The sequence below is a fragment of the Roseateles koreensis genome (assembly GCF_028595305.1).
Lineage (GTDB): Bacteria > Pseudomonadota > Gammaproteobacteria > Burkholderiales > Burkholderiaceae_C > Paucibacter_A > Paucibacter_A koreensis.
In genome coordinates this window covers 198,518-222,230 of sequence record NZ_JAQQXS010000004.1, presented here as the reverse complement: position 1 = coordinate 222,230, position 23,713 = coordinate 198,518, and the positions used below count along the sequence as shown (strand labels likewise).

The 23,713-nt window shown below is 63.0% G+C and carries 21 protein-coding genes and 1 pseudogene; 9 read left to right on the top strand and 13 right to left on the bottom strand.

Going from position 1 to position 23,713, the window contains the following annotated elements; genetic code table 11:
• Positions 1-60: 60 nt before the first annotated feature.
• The 4 genes from PRZ01_RS05990 to uraH all read right to left on the bottom strand — a co-directional run bounded on the left by PRZ01_RS05990 (position 61) and on the right by uraH (position 5,423).
• Positions 61-777, bottom strand: coding sequence for a Crp/Fnr family transcriptional regulator (locus tag PRZ01_RS05990; protein WP_273595854.1), 717 nt, complete (start codon positions 775-777; stop codon positions 61-63).
• A gap of 127 nt (positions 778-904) precedes the next feature.
• Positions 905-4,138 carry a PAS domain S-box protein gene (locus tag PRZ01_RS05985; RefSeq protein WP_273595853.1) on the bottom strand — a complete coding sequence of 1,078 codons (3,234 nt, stop codon included), beginning with the start codon at positions 4,136-4,138 and terminating at the stop codon, positions 905-907.
• Entirely contained in the window at positions 4,135-5,004 is an 870-nt protein-coding gene (gene xdhC / locus PRZ01_RS05980; protein WP_273595919.1) for a xanthine dehydrogenase accessory protein XdhC, read from the bottom strand. Before xdhC ends, PRZ01_RS05985 begins: the two co-directional genes overlap by 4 nt.
• Before the next feature lie 65 nt (positions 5,005-5,069).
• The gene (uraH, locus tag PRZ01_RS05975; protein ID WP_273595918.1) at positions 5,070-5,423 is read right to left on the bottom strand and encodes a hydroxyisourate hydrolase; all 354 of its coding nucleotides are present in this window, start codon (positions 5,421-5,423) and stop codon (positions 5,070-5,072) included.
• Between the two features lie 201 nt (positions 5,424-5,624).
• Between uraH and PRZ01_RS05970 the strand changes: the two genes are divergently transcribed.
• The 7 genes and pseudogenes from PRZ01_RS05970 to PRZ01_RS05940 all read left to right on the top strand — a co-directional run bounded on the left by PRZ01_RS05970 (position 5,625) and on the right by PRZ01_RS05940 (position 12,862).
• The gene (locus PRZ01_RS05970) at positions 5,625-6,518 is read left to right on the top strand and encodes a dioxygenase family protein (protein WP_273595852.1); all 894 of its coding nucleotides are present in this window, start codon (positions 5,625-5,627) and stop codon (positions 6,516-6,518) included.
• Positions 6,519-6,664: 146 nt separating this feature from the next.
• The gene (locus tag PRZ01_RS05965; RefSeq protein ID WP_273595851.1) at positions 6,665-7,369 is read left to right on the top strand and encodes a response regulator; all 705 of its coding nucleotides are present in this window, start codon (positions 6,665-6,667) and stop codon (positions 7,367-7,369) included.
• A complete protein-coding gene (locus PRZ01_RS05960; protein WP_273595850.1) occupies positions 7,369-8,601 on the top strand; it encodes an ATP-binding protein in 1,233 nt (410 codons plus the stop codon). Before PRZ01_RS05965 ends, PRZ01_RS05960 begins: the two co-directional genes overlap by 1 nt.
• Before the next feature lie 70 nt (positions 8,602-8,671).
• Positions 8,672-9,187, top strand: a complete 516-nt coding sequence (locus PRZ01_RS05955) for a copper chaperone PCu(A)C (RefSeq protein ID WP_273595849.1) — start codon at positions 8,672-8,674, stop codon at positions 9,185-9,187.
• Between the two features lie 131 nt (positions 9,188-9,318).
• The gene (locus PRZ01_RS05950; RefSeq protein ID WP_273595848.1) at positions 9,319-9,681 is read left to right on the top strand and encodes a DUF2946 domain-containing protein; all 363 of its coding nucleotides are present in this window, start codon (positions 9,319-9,321) and stop codon (positions 9,679-9,681) included.
• A 129-nt stretch (positions 9,682-9,810) separates the two neighbouring features.
• The gene (locus tag PRZ01_RS05945) at positions 9,811-12,288 is read left to right on the top strand and encodes a TonB-dependent receptor (protein ID WP_273595847.1); all 2,478 of its coding nucleotides are present in this window, start codon (positions 9,811-9,813) and stop codon (positions 12,286-12,288) included.
• A 40-nt stretch (positions 12,289-12,328) separates the two neighbouring features.
• Positions 12,329-12,862 (top strand): annotated as a pseudogene (locus PRZ01_RS05940) (YcnI family copper-binding membrane protein).
• A 534-nt stretch (positions 12,863-13,396) separates the two neighbouring features.
• On the opposite strand, the gene PRZ01_RS05935 reads toward PRZ01_RS05940, so the two are convergent.
• The 3 genes from PRZ01_RS05935 to PRZ01_RS05925 all read right to left on the bottom strand — a co-directional run bounded on the left by PRZ01_RS05935 (position 13,397) and on the right by PRZ01_RS05925 (position 15,657).
• A complete protein-coding gene (locus PRZ01_RS05935; protein ID WP_273595846.1) occupies positions 13,397-14,686 on the bottom strand; it encodes a class I SAM-dependent methyltransferase in 1,290 nt (429 codons plus the stop codon).
• A 70-nt stretch (positions 14,687-14,756) separates the two neighbouring features.
• Complete coding sequence (locus PRZ01_RS05930) at positions 14,757-15,002, bottom strand: hypothetical protein (RefSeq protein WP_273595845.1); 246 nt, start codon at positions 15,000-15,002, stop codon at positions 14,757-14,759.
• Between the two features lie 97 nt (positions 15,003-15,099).
• Positions 15,100-15,657, bottom strand: a complete 558-nt coding sequence (locus PRZ01_RS05925) for a ComEA family DNA-binding protein (protein ID WP_273595844.1) — start codon at positions 15,655-15,657, stop codon at positions 15,100-15,102.
• 150 nt (positions 15,658-15,807) lie between these two features.
• Here PRZ01_RS05925 and PRZ01_RS05920 point away from each other — a divergent pair, with 150 nt between their 5' ends.
• Positions 15,808-17,007 (top strand): cation:proton antiporter, encoded by a 1,200-nt coding sequence (locus tag PRZ01_RS05920; RefSeq protein ID WP_409993809.1) that lies wholly within the window; start codon positions 15,808-15,810, stop codon positions 17,005-17,007.
• Here the strand turns inward: PRZ01_RS05920 and PRZ01_RS05915 are convergent, their stop codons facing one another.
• From PRZ01_RS05915 to PRZ01_RS05890, 6 genes are all read right to left on the bottom strand, one after another.
• Positions 17,008-17,775: a DUF1345 domain-containing protein gene (locus tag PRZ01_RS05915; RefSeq protein WP_273595842.1), complete on the bottom strand. Its 768-nt coding sequence runs from the start codon at positions 17,773-17,775 to the stop codon at positions 17,008-17,010.
• Positions 17,729-18,802: a cation diffusion facilitator family transporter gene (locus tag PRZ01_RS05910; protein ID WP_273595841.1), complete on the bottom strand. Its 1,074-nt coding sequence runs from the start codon at positions 18,800-18,802 to the stop codon at positions 17,729-17,731. The genes PRZ01_RS05915 and PRZ01_RS05910 overlap by 47 nt, the downstream gene beginning before the upstream one ends.
• A 46-nt stretch (positions 18,803-18,848) precedes the next feature.
• Positions 18,849-19,106, bottom strand: coding sequence for a DUF3297 family protein (locus tag PRZ01_RS05905; protein WP_273595840.1), 258 nt, complete (start codon positions 19,104-19,106; stop codon positions 18,849-18,851).
• Positions 19,107-19,285: 179 nt separating this feature from the next.
• Positions 19,286-19,624 (bottom strand): protealysin inhibitor emfourin, encoded by a 339-nt coding sequence (locus PRZ01_RS05900; RefSeq protein ID WP_273595839.1) that lies wholly within the window; start codon positions 19,622-19,624, stop codon positions 19,286-19,288.
• Positions 19,625-19,678: 54 nt separating this feature from the next.
• A complete protein-coding gene (locus PRZ01_RS05895) occupies positions 19,679-20,713 on the bottom strand; it encodes a M4 family metallopeptidase (RefSeq protein WP_273595838.1) in 1,035 nt (344 codons plus the stop codon).
• A 120-nt stretch (positions 20,714-20,833) separates the two neighbouring features.
• Positions 20,834-21,613, bottom strand: a complete 780-nt coding sequence (locus PRZ01_RS05890) for a type III pantothenate kinase (RefSeq protein ID WP_273595837.1) — start codon at positions 21,611-21,613, stop codon at positions 20,834-20,836.
• Positions 21,614-21,897: 284 nt separating this feature from the next.
• Between PRZ01_RS05890 and PRZ01_RS05885 the strand changes: the two genes are divergently transcribed.
• Positions 21,898-23,706, top strand: coding sequence for a methyl-accepting chemotaxis protein (locus PRZ01_RS05885; RefSeq protein ID WP_273595836.1), 1,809 nt, complete (start codon positions 21,898-21,900; stop codon positions 23,704-23,706).
• Positions 23,707-23,713: the final 7 nt, after the last annotated feature.

The following is a 23,713-nucleotide window of genomic DNA, read 5'->3' as shown; positions in this document are numbered from 1 at the left end:
CGACAAGAAATGGTAGGGATTTCCGGCGTAAGCCGTGGATTCAAGCCACGGGGTACGGGGTCAAGCCAGCGCGCGCAAAGCGTTCAGGTTGAGCAGCTTGATCGAATACCCTTGAACCTCGATCAGGCCGGACGCCATCAACTGGCGCAACAGGCGCGACAGTGTTTCGGGCGTGATCGCCAGCTGCGCCGCCAGCTCCCGCTTGCGCTCCCGCAGGGCCACATCACCGGCGGGCGCCGACATGCGCTGCAACAGCCAGCCCACCAGCCGCTTTTGTGCGTCTTTGGCCATCAAGTCGTGGGTTGCGCCGGTGAGTTTTTGCACCGTTTGCGCCAAGGCCAGCAGCAAGCGCTCCTGCAATTCAGGATATCGGAGGAACAAGGGCCTCAGCGCCGCCAGCGGCAACTCCAGCACCAGGGCCGAACCCATGGCTTGCGCGTCCTGCACATGCCCCTGCCCCACCCAGGCGCTGCTGAGGTCGAGCCAACCCGGCCCGTGAACGCTGCGCTCCAGATGAAAGGCTTGCCCCTCCCGCAACGTACCCAAGCCGACGCACCCCTCCAGCACGGCAAAGAGTTGCTCCGCCGGCTGTTGGCAGGCAAACACCACGTCGCCCGAGGCCAAATGCCGCCAGCGCGCCCACGCCAGCACGGCGGACAGCGCGGCATCACTCAAATCAGGCTGGCCCAACACTGCCCCCCACAAGGTGGCGCACATCGCCCGCCCTCCCTGAGGCACCAGGACTGGCTCGATGGATGAGGAGGGGGAGCGTGACATGGCAGCGACTTTCCAACAAAGGCAGCCCCTTGTCTTTGAGCGATGTCAAACGGCGCAGCCGCGCATTTCAGGTCGCAGGGGTGACTATCGGGCTTGCCGTGGCGCTCTAACTCACTCCCGTAGCGAATCAAATGGCTTTGCCGTGCACACCGGTGGCATAGGCCGCCAGCAGCTGGAGGGCCTGCGCAAAGTCAAAGCTCGCCAGGGCCTGCCAGAGCGGGTTGAAGGTGTCCCCCATCGCTTGGCGAAAAGCGCCCTCATGCAACTGGAAGTAGTCCAAGGCCTCGGGATCATCGGCGGCCAGTAGCGCGTGCAAGTGCTGCAGCACAGGCAATGAAAGTGTCGAGGCCGCTCGCATGTCCGCCAATTCATGCGCAGGCGCTGCGTCAGGCGGAAGGGCAGCCTGCAAATCACGAATCAAGGCCCGCAGTTGAGTGCTGAGCGCCAGCAGACAGGTCGGGCACGCAGCGGTTGGGCCGTCGTCGTGAAGCGCGGCTTCAAGATCGGCCGCAGCCAACTGCAAGGCCGTCGCCCCCAGATTGCCGGCCAAACCGACCAAGGTGTGGGCGGCGCGCCGCGCTGCCACCGGATCGATGCGCAAGGCCGCTTCGATTTCAGCGTCTGCCTGGCTGCGATGGGCAGCAAACTCACGCAACAAGCGCAGATACAGCGCGGCATTGCCCGCCACACGGCGCAGGCCCAAGGCGAGATCGAGTGAGGGCACCACTTGACGCAATTTCAAGCGCTGCGCCCATTGCGCTGGCGTTGGCGGGGATGCCGGCGGTGTCGACGCCGCCGCAGTTACGGGCACCGCCACCGGCGCAGGCGCGAAGTTGGGCAATACCGACGGGTCCACACCGTCCCGCACCTCGGCAGGCGCAGCGCGTCGCCACCGCACAAGCGTCTGCCAAAGTTCCTGGGGCTCAAAGGGCTTGCTGACAAAGTCATTCATGCCTGCCGCGAGGCAGCGCTCCCGGTCCATCTGCAAGGCGTTAGCCGTCATGGCGATGATGGGCAACTGCGCAAAGCGATCATCACCCCGGATCACGCCGCTGGCGGTCACGCCGTCCATGACCGGCATTTGCATGTCCATCAAGACCAAATCAAAGGCCTCAAGCGGGCCGCCAGCGGGCGCAGTGCCCAGCAAACGTTGCACGGCCAACACGCCGTTCTCTGCCATCTCGACACTCACGCCCGCCATGCGCAAAATCTCTTCAGCAACCTGCTGATTGATGGGGTTATCTTCCACCAGCAGAACGCGGGTGCCCTGGAGTGCCTGCCGAATGCCCTCAGCCACGGTACAAGCCAAAACGTCAACCGGAGCTGGCTGCGGGGGCGGGAGCGCACGTACGAATCGGGCGGTGAACCAGAACACCGAGCCACGTCCCGCTTCACTGTGCACCCCCATATCGCCCCCCATCAGCAACGCCAGCCGGCGCGCGATCGCCAAGCCCAGGCCCGTGCCGCCGTATTGGCGCGTGATGGAGTCGTCCGCCTGGCTGAAGCTCTGGAACAGCCCTGCCATTTGCGCGGGCGTGAGCCCAATGCCTGTATCTCGCAACTCAAAGCGCAACAGCCAGTCGGGTCCGTCCGTCGTCATCACCTGCAAGGCCAGAACAATGCGGCCCACCTCGGTGAACTTGACGGCGTTGTCCACGAGATTGATCAGGATTTGCCGCAAGCGCAAGGCATCGCCACAGAGCCATTGCGGTAGATCTGGCGGCAACTCGCATACCAGGCTCAATCGCTTGGCGCGCGCCTTGTCACCCACCACATCAAGCACATGAGTCAACACCGCCTGGAGATCAAACGTGGCCGACTCCAGCGTCAATTTGCCCGCCTCGACCTTCGAGAAATCAAGAATGTCGTTGAGGATGGCCAACAGATGCTGCCCGGACTGCCGAATCTTGCTCACATAGTCGAATTGGCGAGGCGTCAACGCCGTCGAAAGCGCCAGGAACGACAAACCGATGATGGCGTTCATCGGGGTGCGGATTTCATGGCTCATATTGGCCAGAAACACGCTTTTGGCGTGGTTGGCGGCGTCCGCATTTTCTTTGGCGGTGCGAAGCTCTTGCGCAATGCGCCGCTCTTCGGTGACGTCTTCATACACCCAGACGCTGCCCTTGCTGAGGTTTTGAGCATCAATGGCCCGGCCGTACACGCGCGCCCAGAACAAGCTGCCGTCCTTGCGGCAGAACTGCCACTCGCCCTGGTAGTCGCCCCCCTGCAGAATGGGTCGGTATATTTCCTCCCCGCCCCTTTCGTAAGCCGCCTGAGACGGATAAATGATGCGTGTGGATTGGCCTAGCACCTCGCTCGGTTCATAACCAAAAATGGTTTCGAACATGGGGTTGCAGCGCACGATGTGGCGGTCGACAACCAGCATCAGTCCGAGGCTGACGGCCTGAAAGATCAGTTGTTGATCGAGCAGGGCTTCTTGCACTCGCTGTTCGGCGGCAAGGTTCTCGGACATATCCTCCAGCACCCAGACCGCCCCCTGGTCGGGATCATGGCAATCCACCGCCTGGCCCAGCGCCTGCACCCAAAGGCGGCTACCGTCTTTGCGCCGCTGTTGCAGCCGCAGTTGGTAAACGCCGCCCGCAGTCAGCAGGGGCAGCGCGCGGGCGCCCGCTTCGTCAAAAATGTCTTCGTGGTTGTAGAGCACCTGGGTACGCTGCCCCAGCAACTCACCGGGACCGTAACCAAACATGCGCTCGGCCGCGCTGTTACAGCGGCGAATCTTGTGATCCACCACAAAAAGAATACCCATGCGGATGGATTCGAGGATCAACTCCTGCTCTTTCGAAGCGCTCATGCCCACAGCGCCGAGCGGGGCACTGGCCGGGGTGTTGCCCGCAAGCAAGTCACGCAAGGCGCTCAATTCCAAGGTTTGGCCCGCATGCCGCTGAATCTGGCGCCAGCACGGACCCAGCGCTTCTGGCGCCGCCGCGGCCAAGGCGTGCAAGCCAGCGAGGGTCACCCCGTCGCCCGGCGCACACTGCCACTCCAACAAGGCCATCGACGGGGCACTCCCTCGCGCCTGTCCTTGCCACTCCATGCGGATGCACCGCCTGGTCTCTCCCTCCTCGGCAACACCGGCCTCGACTTGCCTCTCTGCGGGATGATCAGCCGTCGGGGCGTCGGTGACGGGCAGCTCCACCCAGGGTTCACGCGGGGCGCCCCGCATGAAGAACAACGAAGACTGCACGCCCTTCAAGGACTGGCTCTGCCGCAACAGCAAGCGCGCAAAGGAAGACTCATCGCGAGACTCCAGCAAGGCGGAGGTCCAGGCCGCCAGCGTCTGCGCCACCCAGAGCTGTTGCTCCAAGGCTTGCACGCGCCTGACGCTTTCGCTCACGATGGCTGGCCCATGATCGTGTCCATCATGCAGCCCCCAACACGCCGGCTAACCCCACCCTGCCAAACCTGCAGCAGTTGGGCAACCACCGCAACGGCAATCACCTCGGGCTGCTTGCCTGGAATGCCCGGCGCGCCAATGGGACAGGTAACTTGGCTCAGTTCAGCCTCGCTGAAGCCGCGTGCCAGCAGGCGTTGCCTGAACACCGCCCATTTGCTGCGGCTGCCGATCAAGCCAATGAAGTGCAGGTCTGCCTTGGCACGCTGCCGGCGCAAACACTCGGCCACGATGTCCAGATCTTCTGCGTGGCTGAAGCTCATGATCAACACCAACGATCCCGGTGCCAGCGTTGCCACAGCCCGGTGAACGGGCTCGGATTGCTCGGCACGCACCGACGCAGGCAGGCTCTCAGGAAAAACCTCGTCTCGGCTGTCCACCCACAGCACTTGGCTGGGCAAGCCTGCCAACAGCGCCACCAATGCCCGCCCAACATGCCCGCCGCCAAACAAGGCCACTGGCATGCATTGCGCCGGCGCGGGGCTTAGCCGCTCGCGCAGAGCCTGCTGCTGCGCGGCATCCGGCTGCAGTGGCAGAGACTCAAACTGAAGCGTCACCACCCCGCCACAACACTGACCCAGCCGAGGGCCCAACGGGATGCGTTGTGTAAAGGGAATCGCGGGAGAGGGCGTGGCGGGCGCGGGCGTCGACACCGGCAGGGCCGACAAATGCGCCCGCGCCGTCTCAATAGCTTCATACTCAAGCTGACCGCCACCGACTGAACCCAGCAGCGCATCGGCAGCCACGGCCATCCAGGCCCCCACCTCCCGCGGCGCACTACCTGCCACGTGCTGCACGCACACGAGCATCCAGCGCGCCGAAGCTACGGCAGGAGTCGCGAGCGCAGCCAAAAGCGTATCGACTGGGTTCAGGCTCAACTCCCTCGGTAGGTGGAATAGGTCCAGGGCGTGGCCAGCAAAGGTACGTGGTAGTGGCCCGCCGCATCGGCCACGCCAAAGTCCAGCGGCACCTCGTCGAGAAATGGCGGATCCGGCAAGTCCACACCGCAGGCCTTGAAATACGCAGCCACAGCGAACACCAAGCGATAACGACCGGCGCGAAATTCCTCCTGCGCCAACAAGGGCGCATCCGCTCGCCCATCTGCATTCAAGCGCAGGGTTTTGAGAAAGGTGGTGTGCCCTTCATCCAGGCGATACAGCCGTACCTGCATGCCCGCGGCGGGCTGGCCCCGCAGGGTATCCAAAACATGGGTGGTCAGTTGCCCCATCACGTTGACCTCCTTGAAACGCAATTCGAAAGGCACTATGCAGTGCCTAGCTCCTCTAGTGTAGGCACTGGGTGGCAACGTCTCCCATACCGAGCACATGCGGCGATTTGCAATGTGTCAATTTCGACAATAAAAAACAAAACTCCAGAGACCTTGGCACGCTCCAATCAGCCCACTTCACCTGCTTCCAGGACCATGCGGATGTCAACACAGCACAACAGCGGCCCCGATCAACACCCGGGCCTGCCTCAGGACCTCCAGAACATCCAGCTTCAATCCCAACGGCGGCGCATGACGCTGGCCTGGCTGGCTGGCGCGGGCGTGGGCGGGGGGGCCATGACCCTGCTGGGTTGCGGGGGCGGCGGCTCCAGCGCGAGCAGCGCGGCCGGCACCGGTACAAGTACGGGCACGGGTACAGGAACGAGCACTGGCAGCGGTTCGTCCAGCTGTACGGTGATTGCGCAAGAAACCTCCGGGCCCTACCCAGGGGACGGATCCAATTCAGTCAACGGTAGCGTCGTCAACGCCTTGGCGCTGAGCGGCATCGTGCGCTCGGACATTCGCAGCAGCATTGCGGGCGTCACCGGCACCGCCAGCGGCGTGCCGATGACGGTGACGATCCAACTGGTTAATACCCAAAACAGTTGCGCCGATCTGGCGGGTTATGCCATCTACCTGTGGCATTGCGATGCCGGCGGCAACTACTCGCTGTACTCCAGCGGCGCAATTCTTCAGAACTATCTGCGCGGCGTACAAATCTCGGGCAGTGACGGCAAGGTGACATTCACCACCATCGTGCCGGGCTGCTACTCGGGCCGCATGCCGCACATGCACTTCGAGGTCTACCCGAGCGCCGCAGCGGCGACCCGTGCCGGCAACGCAATCGCGACCTCGCAGATAGCCTTCCCGACCGACATCTGCACCACCGTATACAGCTCGGCCACCGGCTACAGCGGCAGCTCGCAAAATCTGGCGTCAATGAGCTTCGCCACCGATGGGGTGTTCAGCGACGGCACAAGCACGGAGATGGCGACGGTGACAGGCTCTGTCGCTGCAGGCTATGCCGCCAGCTTGACAGTGGGGATAGCCGCGTGACGCGACCCACGAACTTGCACACAGAATCGTCCGCGGTGCCCTCTGGCACGGGCCAGGCCACGCGGCCTGGTGTATCGTCACGGTCCGCACAAACGTTCAGCCCGCCCGGTGGGCTGGGCGCCCGCAGCACTGCGTTGGAGACCCGCATGACCCGTTGCCTAGTGGTGGATGATGACCACGAAATTCGCGAGGGAGTGCAGCTCTATCTGCAGCGCTTTGGCATCGAAGCCCATACTGCCGCCAATGGCGCCGAGATGCGGCGCCTGCTGACCAACCAGCGCTTTGATGTGGTGGTGCTGGACCTGATGCTGCCCGATGCCAACGGCCTGGACCTGTGTCAATCGATTCAGGCTGAATACAAGATGCCGGTGATCATGTTGACGGCCCACGGCGACCCGATCAGCCGCGTGCTGGGCCTGGAGATGGGCGCGGACGACTATCTGGGCAAGCCTTTCGAGCCGCGTGAATTGGTGGCCCGCATCCATGCGGTGCTGCGCCGCGCGAGAAAATCGCCGCAGGATGCGCGCCAGGACGAACGCCGTACGCTCGAATTCGAAGGCTGGCATTTCGATCGCATGCTGCGTCAGCTGCACTCGCCGCAAGGCGTGCTGGTGGTGCTGTCTAACGCTGAGTTCAGGCTGCTCTCGGCCTTTCTCGACCAACCCGGCCGCGTGCTCTCGCGCGAGCAGCTCATCGAGCTGACCCGGGCCGCAGGCGTTGAGGTCAACGACCGCAGCATTGACCTGAGCGTGTCGCGCTTGCGCCAAAAGCTGGGGGACAGCAACCGCGAGGCGCAAATGATTCGCACCCTGCGCGGCGCGGGCTACCTCTTCGACGCCAAGGTGCATTGATGCGGTTGCGCCGGCTGGTCCCTGAAAAACTGGCCCATTTTCTTCTGGCAGACACGCTGTCAAAGCGGTTGTTTCTGCTGATGTGGGGCGCGCTGGTCTTGAGCCATATGCTGGCATTCATCGTAGTCACCCTGTTGCTCAGCTCCTCGTTGGACGAAGCCTGGCGCCATCGTGGCGGTTTGCAGGCCATCCCCTTGCTGCCGCCAACACCCGGGCTGTCAGACCCCATGGGGGATTGGGGCCCGGCTGGCGGCCCCGCCCACGGACAGGAAGACTTGCAAGGTCTGCCGCCGATGGACTTCGACCCCTTTTTCATGGCAGAACCGGGTGGCATGCACGCACCGCACGGCATACCCGCCCATATCCTGGCGGTTGATTATGGCGTGCGCTTCATCGTGATTGCCCTGGCGGCATGGTGGGGCTCACGCTGGCTCTCGCGCCCCATGGACCAGCTGACCCAGGCCGCGCACAGCCTGGGGCGTAATGTGTCTCACCAGCTGCCGCCGCCCCCCCTGGATGAACACAGCGGCACCGTGGAAGTGCGCGAAGCCGCGCACGTCTTCAACAGCATGAGCCAGCAGTTGCGCGAACAATTTCTGGCGCGCAGCTTGATGGTGGCGGCCATTTCTCACGACCTGCGAACCCCGCTGACGCGCTTGCGCATGCGCCTTGAAACCATGCAGGGCGACCCGTTGCTGACCGCCCGTTCGGTGGCCGACATCACCGAAATGAATGCGCTGCTGGACAGCACGCTGAACCTGTTTCGTGACGAGGGCATGGCCGCGCTGGACGGCGCTGAAGCGACCGACATAGGCACCCTGGTTCAAGCCGTGGTGGACGATCTCGCCGAACAAGGCCAGCCCGTCACGCTCAGCGTGGAAACCGACCACGCCATCGCCCGGGTGCAGGCACAAGCCCTGCGCCGCGTGCTGGACAACCTGATCAGCAACGCCCTGCGCTACGGTGAACTCGCCCATCTTCACATCAGCCAGGATGCAACGGCCATCCACATCTGCGTGGACGATGACGGCCCCGGCATCGCCGCCGCCGACCTGGGCCGCGTGTTCCAGCCCTTCTACCGCGTGGAGGCCTCTCGCAACCGCAACACCGGCGGTGTGGGCCTGGGGCTCTACATCGCCCGCGACCTCACGCTGCGGCAAGGCGGTGAGCTGACGCTCAGCAACCGCTCACCGCGCGGCCTGCGCGCGCATCTCAAACTCCCCAAGCCCTGAGCGCCGGCGGGGCAAGCTCAAGCGGCGCAATCTGCGTCACAATTTGCCCCACACAAACCCGGAGGTCTTGATGTCCATCCCTGCTGTTCTCACCCGCTTCAGTACCCCATTGATTGCGCAAATCAGCGCCGGCCTGGGCGCCCTGCTGATCGCCGCCAGCGCACAAGCGCAAGTTGAAGTCAGCCAACCCTGGGTGCGCGCCACCGTAGCCCAGCAAAAGGCCACCGGCGCCTTCTTCAAGCTGACCGCCAAAATGGACAGCCGCCTGGTCGAGGTGCGCTCCCCGGTGGCCAGCGAAGTCGAAGTCCATGAAATGGCCATGGAGGGCAACACCATGAAGATGCGTGCAGTGCCGGCCCTTGACCTCCCGGCGGGCAAAACCATCGAACTCAAACCGGGCAGCTATCACGTCATGCTGATGGGCCTGAAGGCACCCGTGAATGTGGGCGACAGCGTACCCCTGACCCTGGTGTTTGAGGGCAAAGACAAAATCCGCGAAACGGTGGACATCAAGGCCGAAGCTCGCCAGATGGGCACGCACGGCGCGATGAAGCCCGAGCCCAACGAAGAGCACAAGCACCACTGAGCATTTGTGCTTCGTCGAGAGAACGGCAATGCACATCAAGGAAATGACGACGTTCCGCGCCTAAAATTCCGCCTGTGCAACCCCTTCACTTTCGCCGTTCCCCTAGCCATTTGAGCCGATGGTGGGTCCTTGTGACCCTGACCTTGAGCTTGCTTGCGCCCACGCTGGCGCAAGCCTTGGCCTTGGCCCGGGGCGAGGTGATGGTGTGGAGCCAGCTGTGCCGCAGCAATCTGGTATCGCCCCGCGCGAGTGACATCAGCCTGAGCGAACGCAGCCAACCCGAGCCGCGCGACATGGCCGAGCACGGGCTGTTGAAGCACTGCCCTTACTGCGCCACCCACACACCTGATCTGGCGCCGCCCCCCGTCCCCAGCGCCAGCCCGGTTTTGCCGGGCGCCCTTCGTTTCGAGCGGCCAGCCCGCTTCTTCAGCGCCCCGCAGGGCAGCCATGCCTGGGCGCCTGCGCAGTCCCGCGCCCCACCTCTGACGGCTTGACCCCCGTCGCCCGCACGCCCGCTGCCGCCTGACCCCTGGGCAGCGCCTGTGTGCGCCTTCGCTTCGCCACCAACGCATCGCCCTCGACCGTAGGTACCTTTGCGCTGCTGGCTTCCGTCAGAGATATTCATGAAAACCTTCCCCTCCCGCTGGGCCCCACGCCACGCGGCGCTGGCCTGTGCCCAGCTGTGCATCACGCTGTCTTTGCTGCCCTTGACCGCGCAAGCCTGTACCGATTGCGACTGCGACGACGAGTCGCCCGACGCGGCAACAAGCGCAGCAGCGTCCATTGCCCACGCAGTCCAGGCCGCCGCCTCGACAACGTCCGCAGCACTCGCCGCACCCACCATGCCGGTGCATGCGCTAGGGCTTGTGCTGGTCACTGGCAGCGCCAGCACCTCCTTCCCCAGCGCCCTGCCCACCACCATCGAGAGCATGACGGGCGCCGAGATCAGCCGCAGCATCAACGCCACTGACGCCGAAGACGCCTTGAAGTTCTTGCCCAGCCTGCTGGTGCGCAAACGCTATATCGGCGACTACAACCACGCGGTGCTGTCCACACGCGCCTCCGGCACGGGCAATAGCGCACGTTCGCTGGTGTTCGCCGACGGCATACCGCTGTCCAACCTGCTGGGCAATGGCGCCACCTTCGCGCCCCGCTGGGGGATGGTGACGCCGGAGGAAATCGAACGTGTCGACGTGCTGTACGGCCCCTTCTCCGCGGCCTATTCCGGCAACGCCGCCGGTGCCGTGGTGGACTATCAAACGCACATGCCCAAGTCCTTCGAGGCGCATTTGGGCCTGGGCGTATTCGTCCAGCCCTTCAAGCTTTACGGTAGCCAGGCCGACTACGGCGGGCACCAGGCCAGCGCATCGGTCGGCGACAAGGCGGGGGCGCTCAGTTGGTGGGTCGACGTGAACCGGCTCGACAGCAAGGGCCAGCCCTTGACCTTCGTGACCAAGCCTCTCTCGACGACCGCCGCCAGCAACACGGCCACGGGGGTCTCCGGCGCCATACCGGGGTTGGACAAATCCAATACGCCCTGGCTGATCGTCGGCGCAGGCACGCAGTACGACACCCACCAAGATCACGCAAAGCTCAAGCTCCGCTACGACATCACGCCCGAGTTGGCCGCCAGCTACACCCTGGGGGGGTGGAACAACAACACCGTGGGCCAAAGCGAAAGCTATCTGCGCGACGCGGCGGACCAACCCTTCTACGCCGCAGCCGCCAACAGCGGCACGCTCAAGGCGAGCCCGATCAATATCGGCGGCAAAGCCTACAGCCTGGGCGCGAACGACTTCGGCCAAAACCGCGACAGCTTGCGCCACCAACTGCAGGGCGCCTCGCTCAAGAGCAACGCCCGGGGCGTGTTTGACTTCGAACTAACGGCAAGCCGCTACGACTACGCGCGGGACGAATCACGTGCACCGCTGGTCGCGCGGCCGGGCGCGAATGCGGGTGGCGCCGGCCGCATCACCGACCTGTCCGGCACGGGCTGGCGCACCTGGGCAGCCAAGGGCGTGCTGCGCCCCACGGGTACCGGCCATGTGATTGACCTGGGCGTACAGCAAGAGCACTACACCTGGCGCCAACGCACATCTGACACGCCGGACTGGCGAAACGGCGCGCCCACTGCCCTGTTCACTGCCTTCAGCGGCGAGACGCGGCTGAGCAGCGTCTACGCGCAAGACGCCTGGAACATCAGCCCGCAGCTCAAGACCGTGCTGGGCCTGCGGCTGGAAGAATGGACCGCCTCGAACGGCAGCAAAACCGCCGCCAGCGGCACCACCGTCACCTACGCTCACCGGGAAGCGCAGCACGCCTCGCCCAAAGCCGCCATCGGCTACGCCGTGAACGATGCGTGGAACTTGCGCCTGTCCACAGGTCGCGCGGTGCGCATGCCCACCGTCAACGAGCTCTACCAAGGCGGCGTCAACAGCGCCGGAGCCTATGTGCCGAGTGACCCCAGCACCAACCCCGACCTCAAGCCCGAGCAGGGCTGGACCACCGAGCTGAGTGCCACCTGGGCAGCGGGCTCGCAGCAATTGCGCAGCACCCTCTTCCACGAAGACACCCGCGACGCGCTGTATTCCCAAACGGCCATCTTCGACGGCAAGACCGTGTCCAGCATTCAGAACATCGACCGCATCCGCACCGTGGGTGTGGAGTGGGCCTACCAAGGCTTCGATCTCGGCGTGCAGGGCCTGGACTTGACGGGCAGCTTGACCTACGCCGATTCAAAAATCCTGGCCAACAGCGGCTATGTGTCGGTGCCCGGCGACACGGTGGGCAAGCAGCAGCCCCGCGTGCCCCGCTGGCGCGCCACGGCGCTGATCAGCTACCAAGTCAACCCGGCGCTTTCGGTGAGCTACGGCTTGCGGTATTCAGGCACCCAGTACGGCACGCTGAACAACAGCGACCCCAACGGTTATGCCTACCAAGGCTTTTCGCCCGTCTTCACCACCGACTTGCGGGCGCAGTGGAAGTGGGCCAAACAGTGGACGCTGGCCGCGGGCATCGACAACCTGAACAACAGCACGTATTGGAACTTTCACCCCTATCCGCAGCGAACTATGCATGCCGAACTGAAGTTCGACCTGTAAACCTGACCGCAATTTCGACTGACAACTCCGAGAAATCTCCATGCCTATTTTGAAAACCCTCCTCCGCGCCGCCCTGCTCTCGATGGCTGCGGCGGGCGCTCACGCCCACATCACGCTGGAACAAGGCGAGGCTGCGGCCGGCAGCAATTACAAGGCGGTGCTGCGCGTCGGGCACGGCTGCGACGGTTCGGCCACCACACGCATCAGCGTGAAATTGCCGGCAGGCTTCCGCGGCGCCAAGCCGGTCCCCAAGGCGGGCTAGACGCTGACCCTCCAGCGCGACAAGCTGGCCACGCCCTATGACAGCCATGGCCGCACCGTCACCGAAGACGTCACCGAGATCAGCTGGACAGCCCGCAGCGAGGCCGATTTTCTTCAAGACGCCTGGTATGACGAATTCACCGTGCGCGGCACCTTACCGAGTCAGCCGGGGCCCCTGTGGTTCAAGGTCATCCAGCAATGCGTGAAAGGCGACTGGCAGTGGGCGGACGTGCCGGAGAGCGGCGACAGCACGCGCGGGCTCAAAGCCCCCGCCGTGCGCTTGATGTTGACGCGGCCCGTGGCAACGCCCTGATCGCACTGTTGCGAGGCGAAGTGACGTAAGGTCAGCCCAACAAGGCCAGGCCACACAAGGCCAGAAATTAGGGGCAGTTCCCGGCCCTGCAAATTGCTTTGTTTCGCCCCGCTTCTTCGCGCCTTTATGACAGCCTGATGGCGGCGATGATGCAGTCATGCCATGCGCAAACCGTGCGTGGCGACGACTTGAAAGACGATCACCATGCCCGCCTTGCCGCTGCACCGACACGCCGCTCCCCGAGCCTGCAAGGCGCCAGCCCATCGGTCCTCAAGTCCGCAGCGCTTGATGCCCTGAACGTTTTGCAAAAAAGTCGGGCCTGACCGCCCGGCCGATCTCAACAACGCCCAGGCTCTGTGAGCTGACACCTTGCGTGCCAACTCACGCGCGGCCCGCGTTGCCCGCGCTACCCCACATTTTCATGTTCCACACCGCGGCCCCACGCCTTCGCTTGCCCTGCAGGTAAAAGGCGTCTTCGGGCGGTGTCCAGCGCTGTTCACAGGCCCCGTGCACTCCCGTGTCGGGGCCTTTTCTTCAAGCGGCGAGCAATTGCTCCAGGCAATGCTCACGCAAGCCGTAGAAACGCTTGATCTCGGCGATCTGGGCCAATAACTCAGGCCGGCGCGCGGCGTGTGCGGCTGCCGCGGCGCCGGTTTTCTTGACGGCCAAAATCATCTTGTTCTTGCTCGTGTGCTCCAGCGCGACGAACTCAAAGACCTGCGTCTCATAACCCTCGGCCTCCAGCAACAAGGCGCGCAGGGAATCGGTCACCATCTCGGCTTCTTGCCCCAGGTGAATGCCGTGCTGCAGCATGGGCCGCAACAGGGCCGGCATCTGCATCTGCGGTCGAATCTGCTTGTGGCAGCACGGCGAGCACATGATGATCTGCGCACCGGCGCGCAGCCCCAGATGGATCGCAAAGTCGGTGGCAATGTCGCAGGCGTGCAAGGCGATCATCACATCCAGACGGGCGGGCGTGTAGCTGCGCACATCGCCCTGGTCAAAGCGTAAGCCCGTCAAACCATGGCGTTCGGCCGCGGTGCTGCACAGCCGAACCATGTCATCCCGCAACTCCACGCCGGTCACATGCGCGTCCTTGCCTTGCGCGCTGAGCCAGTCGTACATGGCGAAGGTGAGGTAGCCCTTGCCGGAGCCAAAATCAGCCACATGAACATCCGGGCTGGCCGCAAGCGTCGAGGACTTCATCGCGGCCGCGAAAATCTCGATGAACTTGTTGATCTGCTTCCATTTGCGCGACATGGCGGGCACCAAAACGGATTCGCCACGCACCTCGTGCGTCAAGCCCAAGTCAGCCCAGAAGGGCTGCGCCAAAGACAAATGCCTGACCTTTTCCTTGTCATGGCTGGCTCCGCCCGCGACACCCGACGCACCCAGCGCACCGTCAGGTGCCGCCGCAATGTCCTCCCCGGCACCAGCTTCAGCAAGCCGCGACACCCGCAAGCTCGGCTTGCCCTTGCGGGAGAAGGCCAGTTGCACCTCTTCTGTGGGGGTGTGCAGATGCGCGTTCTGGAACTGCGTGCCCAGCAATTGCTTGATGAGGGTAAGGCCTTCGGCCAAGGGGTGATTTTTGGTCACGTCCTTGGTCTGATGCCGCCACAGGAACGACAACTGCCGCTCTCCCCGCAACTGCACGGCCCGCACCGTCAGGCGCTGCAGGCTCGGGTCTTCGCCGCAGTACTTGGAGAGCAGCAGTTTGACAAACCGATCACCCACCAGGGCAGTTTCAAGCAGGCGCACAAAGCGTTGCCGCGCGTCGCTGTGTTGGGCGGGGGCTTGGGCTTCTTCAATCAAATGGGTGAACATGGTGCGGCCGAATCAAAACCCGATTTTCCGTCATTCGCACGCCGCACGCTGAAGTGGCGGGCTCCACCACTCAATTGCGCACCAGATACAGCCCCACGCACAGCGCTGCGCCAATGGCGTAAAGCAGCGCGGTCCCTGACACCGCATAGGGATAGACCATCAACGCCACACCCAACCACAAGGTGCGCGGCTGCTCAGTCCGCCGCCCATGGCGAAAGGCCCACAGGCCAATCAAGCCAAACACGAGCGCACCGAACAAATACGCGGGGCTGGGCAAAGCCAATCCCATGGCTTTCATCTGGGCCAGTTCATTCATGACGCTGGAGCTTTCTGCGGGCAAAAGAAAAGCGCTCCGAGGAGCGCCTTGGGCTGGTTTGAAGGCCCGACCGGGCCCTCCCAAAAGCCGTTGGATATTACTTCTTGCCGGCGCTGGCAGCTGCGGCTGCGGCAGCGGCTTTCTTTTCAGCCTTGGCCTTCTTGGCGTCTTCAGCAGCGGCGGCCTTGGCGGCCTTTTTGTCTTCCTTGGCTTGTTTGGCGGCGGCTTTCTTTTCTGCTGCCGTCATCGGGGCCGATGCAGCCGGGGCGGCAGCCTTGGGTGCGGTCGCCATGGGAGCAGGCACGGCGGCGGGGACAGGCTTGGCCTGTGCCTTGGCGCTGGCTTTCGAGCCAGCTTTGGCCGATTCAGCCGCAGGTTTGGCGGGTGCGCCGGCATAGCTGACGCCGTTAACCGTCATGCCTTCGGTTGAGAATTTGGCCGCGTTGTGCTCACCCACGCCTTTGACACGCTCCACCATATCGGGCCAATCCTTGAAGGCGCCTTTGTTACGTTCTTCAAGAATTTTGGCGGAGATGCCGGGGCCGATGCCTTTGATCGTCTCCAACTCGGCCTGCGAGGCCTTGTTCACATCAACAGCTGCAAAAGCGCTGGCCGCGAAAAGGGTCAGCATCAGCATGAGAATTTTCTTGAACATTTGCGGTCCTTGGTTGGATGGAAAGAAGCGAAAAAACACAAAGAAGGCGGTGCGAAAACCGTTGAAAAAAGTCAGACGAAACGATTGTTACGCCAAGTTTCACCGCCACAATCGCGCCCCAGTATGCACAAAGGTTTGCTGAAAATGCACATGTCCACCGCAGAAATTTTTCTGCTCGCAATGCTGATCATTCTGACCGTGCCTTACCTGGCCTGGCGGCTGGGTCGAACCGAGTATTTCGCCCCCCTGGTGGTGATACAGATCATCACGGGCATCTTGCTGGGCCCGGGCGTGCTGGGCGCGGCATTTCCGAGCTATTACAGCTTCGTCTTCAACCCTGCGGTGGTGCAGTCGCTCACGGGCATTGCCTGGTGGGCCGTGATGCTGTTTGTCTGGATTGCGGGGATTGAACTGGACCTCAAAGCGGCGTGGCTGCACCGACGCGAGAGCGGCATCACCGCCGGCCTGGCTTTGGGTGTGCCTTTGCTGCTGGGCAGCGCCGCCGCGCTGCTCTTGCTGGGGTTGCCCGGCTGGATGGGCCCGAAGGCGTTGGACTGGCAATTTGTGGCCGGCGTGGGCATGTCGTGCGCGGTGACTGCGCTGCCCATCCTGATCTTGCTGATGGAGAAACTCGAAGTCCTTCGCCAGCCGATCGGGCAGCGCATCTTGCGCTATGCCAGCGTGGACGACATCGCCATCTGGGGCGTGTTGGCCCTGATTCTCATGGACTGGCACCGTGTGGGCCGCCAAGCCTTTTTCATTGGCACCTTTGCGCTGGCCGCATGGGCCGTACGGAAATTAATGGTGCGACTACCCACTCAAGATCGCTGGTACGTGGGCCTGATCTGGCTGGCGGCCTGCGCCTTTGGCGCCGATTGGTCGGGGCTGCACTTCATGGTGGGCGCCTTTCTGGCGGGCGCCGTCATTGACGCGCATTGGTTCGATCAACAGCAGATGGACAGCCTGCGCCATAACGTCTTGCTGGTGGTGATGCCGGTCTTCTTCCTGAGCACCGGGCTGCGCACCAGTTGGGAGGTGGGCGGCGCGAGTGTGTTCATCGTGGCCGCGCTGCTGCTGCTGGCCTCGGTGGCCGGCAAGCTGCTGGGGGTGCGCATGGCGGGCGCTATTTTGGGATGGCAACGCGGCGAGGCCTCGTTGATCGGCTGGCTCTTGCAAACCAAGGCGCTGATCATGATCATCTTCGTCAACATTCTGCTGGACAAGCAAATCGTCACCAGCGCCACCTTCACAGCATTGCTGCTGATGGCACTGGCCAGCACCATGCTGACCATTCCGGTCGTAACGCCCAAGCTGCAGAGGCTGCGTGGTCTGCTCAGCCGCAGCGCCTGATCAGAACAAGCCGGCCCCAATATTGATCAACAAGGCCAGCACCGTGGTGTTGAACAAATAGGCCAGGATGCAGTGCAAGGTGCCGATGCGGCGCAGGTGCTTGGCCGTGAAGGATACATCTGCCGTCTGGCCTGAAGTGCCGATGACGGCGGCGAAGTAGAAGAAATCACCATAGTCGGGCAACTCATCCGCCCCGCCGCTGGCGGTCGGAAAAAGCAAGCCGCCCGGCTGCCCACATTGCACGGCTGCGTAGTACTCGTGCGCATAGTGCAAGGCAAACATAACCTGGATGAAGGCCCATGAGGCCAGCACCGTGTAACCCGCCAGGGCGATGTGTACCGTCTTCAACACGCCATGCATGTCCTTGACCACCGCCAACTCAAAGGCAATGGCGCCCAGGCTGGCAAGGGCAGAGACAAACACCATCACCATGATGAAGAGTTGCCCGTCGTCTTGATGCTGGGCCCGGCCATGCATATGCGCCTGATCCGAGCGCATCATCATCACGCCGGCCAGCAGCACGTAGAGAGTGGACCCGGTGTTCCAGACGATCAAACCACGGGTAACGACGTGGGTAGCTACCTCGGCCGGCATGAACAAGCCCACCAAGACGGCAACGAGCCCGGCCAAAAACAAGCGGGGCCGCGCCCGCATCAAGCGCTGCAGGCTCAGGCCACGCCGGCGCCCGTGCAAGCGCACCGAGGGCTCCAGGTGCGCCGACTCAGTGCCCATGACCGTGATCGCACGCGGGACCGTGCTTGTGCCCATGGTCGTGGTCGTGGTCGTGGTCGTGGTCCGAATCCTGCCGCGCCACCTTGCCCGGCACGGCCCCGGGGTGGAGGGCGCAGGTCGGGTGGGCAATCTCACCCAGTTCCACCTGCAAGGTGCTGTGCAGGATGCTGAAGCGTTGCCGCAGCCCTTGGGCAATGGCGTCAATCGGCCCATCGCCCGGGTAACCCGCAGGCATGACGAGGTGCGCGGTCAAGGCCGTCTCGGTCGTGCTCATACCCCAGATGTGCAGGTCATGCACATCACGAACGCCCGGTTGCTCCGCCAGATAGGCCAGCACTGCAGCCGCATCGATATGGGCGGGCACAGCATCCAGGGCCAGGTGCACGGCTTCTCTCAACAGGCCCCAGGTTCCCCACAAAATAACGGCCACAATCACCAGACTGAGCGCGGCATCCAGCCAGTTCCAACCGGTATACAAAATGGCGGCACCCGCCAGCACTACGCCCAAAGACACCGCGGCATCCGCCGCCATGTGCAGATAAGCGCCGCGAATATTCAGATCATCCTTGCTGCCACGCATGAAGAGCCATGCGGAAAAGCCGTTCACCACAATGCCCGCTGCGGCCACCAGAATCACCGTCATGCCGGCTACCGGAGGGGGCGATGAAAACCGCTGCACCGCCTCCAGGGCAATCGCACCGCAGGCCACGAACAACAACACCGCATTGCCCAGCGCAGCCAGAATGGACGTGCTGCGCAAGCCGTAGGTGTAGCGCTCGCTGGGCGTCTTGCGCGCCAGCAGCGTGGCCATCCAGGCCATCAACAAGCCCAGAACATCAGACAGGTTGTGCCCGGCATCCGCCATCAAGGCGGTGGAATTAGCGACAAAGCCATAGCCGAACTCCAGCACCACAAACAGGCTATTGAGCACAATGGCCACCAAAAAGGCGCGGCCATGGTTGGCAGGGTCGCCGTGGTGGTGGTGGCCGTGGCCATGCCCATGACCGTGGGAATGACCCGCATTTGCGTGGTCATTTGCGTGTAAGGAATGGCTGGCCGTCATCTTGTTGTCAATCGTGTCGGAGTGCTGCAAGGTGCTGCAACAAGGTTCAGCGGTAGAACGCTTCGACCTTGCCCTTGATCTTCATCATGAGAGGCCGGCCTTTGCGGTCGCGGGTCTTGGCTGCGGCCACCATCACCCAGCCTTCGCTGACACAGTATTCTTCAACGTCGAAACGCTCTTTGTCGTTCAGGCGAATGCCAATCTCGTGCTCAAAGACAGCCGCGTTGTGATGCGGGCTGCGGGGGTCAATGGCCAGGCGGTCGGGGATAGGCGGCTTGGTAGTGGCGGGGCTTGCTTCGGTCATGATCATCCTGATGTCGTTGGCGAGGGTGGGTCGGGGCCTGCGCGACGGGGGCTCCGGTTAACCATCTCGTGGTCATTTGCTTGCGCAGAATCGGTGATTTTCGCGCAAATGCGGGTGGCCTCGATGGCAAGACGACAAAGCAACAAAACCACACAGGGCAGCCCAAGGAAACCGAGGGGTCAAAGAAGCTCGTCCTGAACACAATCGCGCAGTACCGAAGGAACTTGAGCCTCTTGTAACTCGATGCTCACAGCCCGCGCTGGCTCACCGTGACGCGTCAGACGGTAACGAAAGGCATCGGGCGGGATAGCGCAGGCGACTGAAGTCTGCTGATGCGCAGCAAAAAGCGCCGCAACCTGCAGCTTGTCAGCGGCCGACAGTTCGGCCACCACCAACTCGCCCCGGCTGCGCAAACGCGAGCCAGGCAGGCCAAAACCGGCAAGACCACCCAGGCGCTCAAGCGTCAGCCGTTCACTGTCAAGCAAGGCTGCATCCGCAGAAAAATTTTTCTTGATCAAGCGGCAAGTCCCACAGATTGCTGGATCGTTCGCCAGTTCAACTGAAAATTTCGCCTACAAACCCACTAGCTTCCAACCCTTGTCGACAGCAGCCAGGACCACCGCCTGCCCGGAAAACAGCTGACTGGCCACCTGCCGGGTGCGAGCGGCAAACTGCGGCATGCTCATGGTGGGGTTTGCGCCGGAGGTGGTCAGGGCGGCGTACCAGACTTGGCCGATTTTCTCCCAACTCTTGCCGCCCAGGGTCACACAGGCAGTGCAAAAGGCCAGATTGGGCGGGCCACTGCTGTAGTGCGGGTCCATGCCCGGGGTCAATTGCCCGTATTGCGTGGGCTGAGCCGCCAGCGCCGACTTGTCGGCCGGATTGGCCATATTGCGCAGGCAGCTATAGCCCTTGCTCTTGGCCACAGGGCCCATGATGTCGGCACCAATCAACCAGTCGGCGGTATGCGCGTCCTGCCCCGCCTCCCACTGCTTGAACATGCTGCCAAAACAATCAGACAAGCTCTCGTTGAGCCCCCCAGCGTCGCCGCTATAGCCCAGTTGCAGGCTGTGTTGTGTCACGCCATGGGTCAATTCATGCCCGATGACATCATGGCCCTTGGTGAAGTCGAGAAACAGCTTGCCATCGCCGTCGCCGTACACCATCTGCAGGCCATTCCACATGGCGTTGTTGTAGTGCTTGCCGTAGTGGACGGACGACATCATCGTCATGCCCGCGTTGTCGATAGAGTTCCGGGCAAAGACCTTTTTGTAAAACGCGGCGACCCCGGTGGTTTCGGCAAAACTGGTTTGGGCGGTGCTGTCTTTGGAGGTCTTGGGGCTGGGCACTGGCGTGCCGGGCAAGGTCTGGGTGCCTTTGCAGTCGTACACCGTCACCTTCGGCGATGCGGCCAGTTCGGCGATGTGGGCCCCCATGCCCTGACTCACAGCGGTCAAGGCGCCGGCCTGCACACGCAGGCTGCGCAAAGCGGCCGATAGGCGGGCCGACTCTGCAGCGGCCTTGCGCAACTCAGGCGCCAATTTCTTGTCGTTTGCAAAACGATTAAGCACATCCTGGGGAACGATGCAGCAGGTACAGGAAAGCATGTCAACCTCCTTGGTGCTGGGAACTGGCGGTGACTCAGTCTAGGCGGACAGCCTCAACCGCTCCGTCCCCAAAACCTATGACGTGCCCGCCCTTATTGAGCGCACCGTCGGCGCGGGCGGCTACAACGCCAGCCGGTGCGACTGCAGCGCCAACATACCTTCGAAGATCAATGAGTCCACCAACTCATGCGGAATCTCCAGGGTGGGCGACACCTTCCAGCCCGCGCCCCCGGTCATCAAGGTCAGCGGCGTGTGACCCACCCGCTTATGCAAATGCCGATGCATGCGCTCAATGGCACCGGTGATTGCGTATGTACCGCCGCTGGTCAATGCGTCGGACGTGTTGGTGGGGAACTCACTCACTTCACCCGTGGGCACGCGCAAGCCAGCCGTGCCACCCTCCAGGGCGCGCAGCATGATGCCGTGGCCGGGCAAGATCAAACCACCCAAAAATCGGCCATGCTCGTCCAGTGCATCGACGGTGACTGCGGTGCCAACCATCACCACCAGCGCGGCTCGCCCGGGTTGCTCAGCCTTGCACCGCTGCATCACATGCCAGCGGGCGCCGATCAAGGCCACAAATCGGTCCACGCCCAAGCGGCCGGGATGGTCATAGCCGTTGATCACGCCACCAGCATGGGCGCTGGAAACCACCCAGCGCGGCTCAACGTCCCACAGTTCCAACTGCTCTTCAACGCGGCGACGCATTGCGTCCCCGGCCACATTGCAGCCCAGCACACTGTGCGGCACCGGAAGCTTGCGCCAATCGCTTTCAGCCAACTGCTCAATGTTTTCAAGAAAAACTGCGCCATGCGCCAACAACGCAGCCCCGGGTTGGGGGGCGGCATAGAGCGCCCATTTCAAGCGCGTGTTCCCGATGTCAATGGCCAAGAAGCTCATGGTGGCAGGCGAAAAGCTGACAAATGAGCGCAGCCTAACAGCTTGAACCCAAGCATCTGCGCCCAGGGCAAAAAATCTGAAGACTGCATTGAAAACGCAAAAGTAGCGGGCAGGAGCGGCGCTTCATTGCCATATGGTGTGCAGTTTGAACGTTATCCTCAAAACGGCCGGTGTCTTTGCGTTGTATCGCACATGACATGACACCGAAAATCTGCTGAAGAGACAAGCGCGGCGACCCGCCATTCCAATCTCCATAAATGAAACGATAAAAGTTGGAAAGTGCCATGAAATCCCTCACCATTTCCACCAAGCTCTGGTTGCCCGTCGCCGCACTGGCCATCTTTGTGACCTTGATGACCACGGTCACCTACACGCGCACGCAGTCGCTGATTTCCACGTCCCTGGTCTCGCAGGCGCAGCAACAATCCATTTTCGAGTTGGCCCTGCGCTGGCGCGGCATGACGGAGCTGAATGCCGCCCGCACCTACGCCGGCGTGCTCAGCGGCGACCCAGTGGTGGTCCAACACTTCAAGCCAGAAATTGCGGCGACGGCCATCGCCGTCAACGATATCCAGAAAACACTCGAAAGCCTGGTCACCGACGACGCAGAGAAGAGCGCCATGGCCAAAATTGCGCAAGCGCGCAGTGCCTACATTGGCATCCGCGGCGAAGTCAATAAGCTGAAGGCTGATGGCGATATGGCAGGTGCCATGACCGCCCTGACCTCGCGCATGCAACCGGCCATCGATGTGTACCTGGACGCACAGCAACACTTCGTCAAACTCGAAGAAGAACGCTCGCTGGCGGCCCGCGAGAGCGCCGCCGCGCAACGCATGCGCACCGTCTGGTCGGTGTCAGCAGTGATGGTTGCCATCGTCATCGGTCTGGCCATTTCCACCTACTTCCTCAGCCGCTCCATCACCAGCCCCTTGAACCGTCTCGCACGGCAGGCAGAGCGCATTGGCGGCGGCGACCTGAGTGTGCCCATCGAGGTCAACCGCAATGATGAAATCGGTGATGTGCAACGCTCCCTGAGTGGCATGCAAGACGGCTTGAACCGCGTCGTCAGCGAAGTGCGGCACAGCACGGACAGCATACAAACCGCCAGCAGCGAAATCGCCAGCGGCAACCTGGACTTGAGCCAGCGCACCGAGCAGACCGCCTCCAACTTGCAGCAGGCCGCAACGGCCATGAGCCAGTTGACAGGCACGGTACGCCAAAGCGCCGACAACGCCGCCACCGCCAACAGCCTGGCCAATAGCGCCGCACAAGTGGCCCAGCGCGGCGGTGAGGTGGTGGGCGAAGTGGTAGCGACCATGGACGAAATCAACACCAGCTCGCGCAAGATCAGCGAAATCATCGGCGTGATCGATGGCATCGCCTTCCAGACCAATATCCTGGCCTTGAATGCCGCAGTGGAAGCGGCCCGAGCCGGCGAGCAGGGCCGCGGCTTTGCGGTGGTGGCGGGTGAAGTGCGATCCCTGGCCCAACGTTCAGCGGAAGCCGCCCGCGAAATCAAGACCTTGATCGGCGCCAGCGTGGAGCGCGTCGAGGCCGGTGCCCGGCTGGTCCAGAACGCCGGCAGCACGATGGAGGAAATTGTTTCCAGCGTCGGCAAGGTGGGCGACATCATCGGAGAAATTCGCGCCAGTACGGTGGAGCAAAGCGACGGCATCGGATCGGTGAACGGCTCTGTCAGCCAGCTTGATCAAATGACCCAGCAAAACGCCGCCCTGGTCGAGCAAAGCGCCGCCGCCGCTGAGTCACTGCGGGAGCAAGCCGGCAAACTGGCCACCTTGATGAGCGGCTTCAAGCTGCAGAGCAGTGCCGGCACAGCGGGACGATCAGCTGCGGTGATAACGCCCACAGCAAGCGCCATGGCGCCACGGCAAGCCCCAGCGCCGACAGCGCGTGCCATCACGCCAAGGGCACCCGCCAATGTGCCTGCGCGCCCGACAGCGACGGCCACCGCCAATACATCCAGCGACACCCGGACTAAACCCACACCTGCGCCGACCCGCGTGGCCGCGGCACCGCGCGCTGCGCCGGCCCCGGCATCTCAGCAGGCTGACGGTGATTGGGAAACTTTCTGAAACCCTG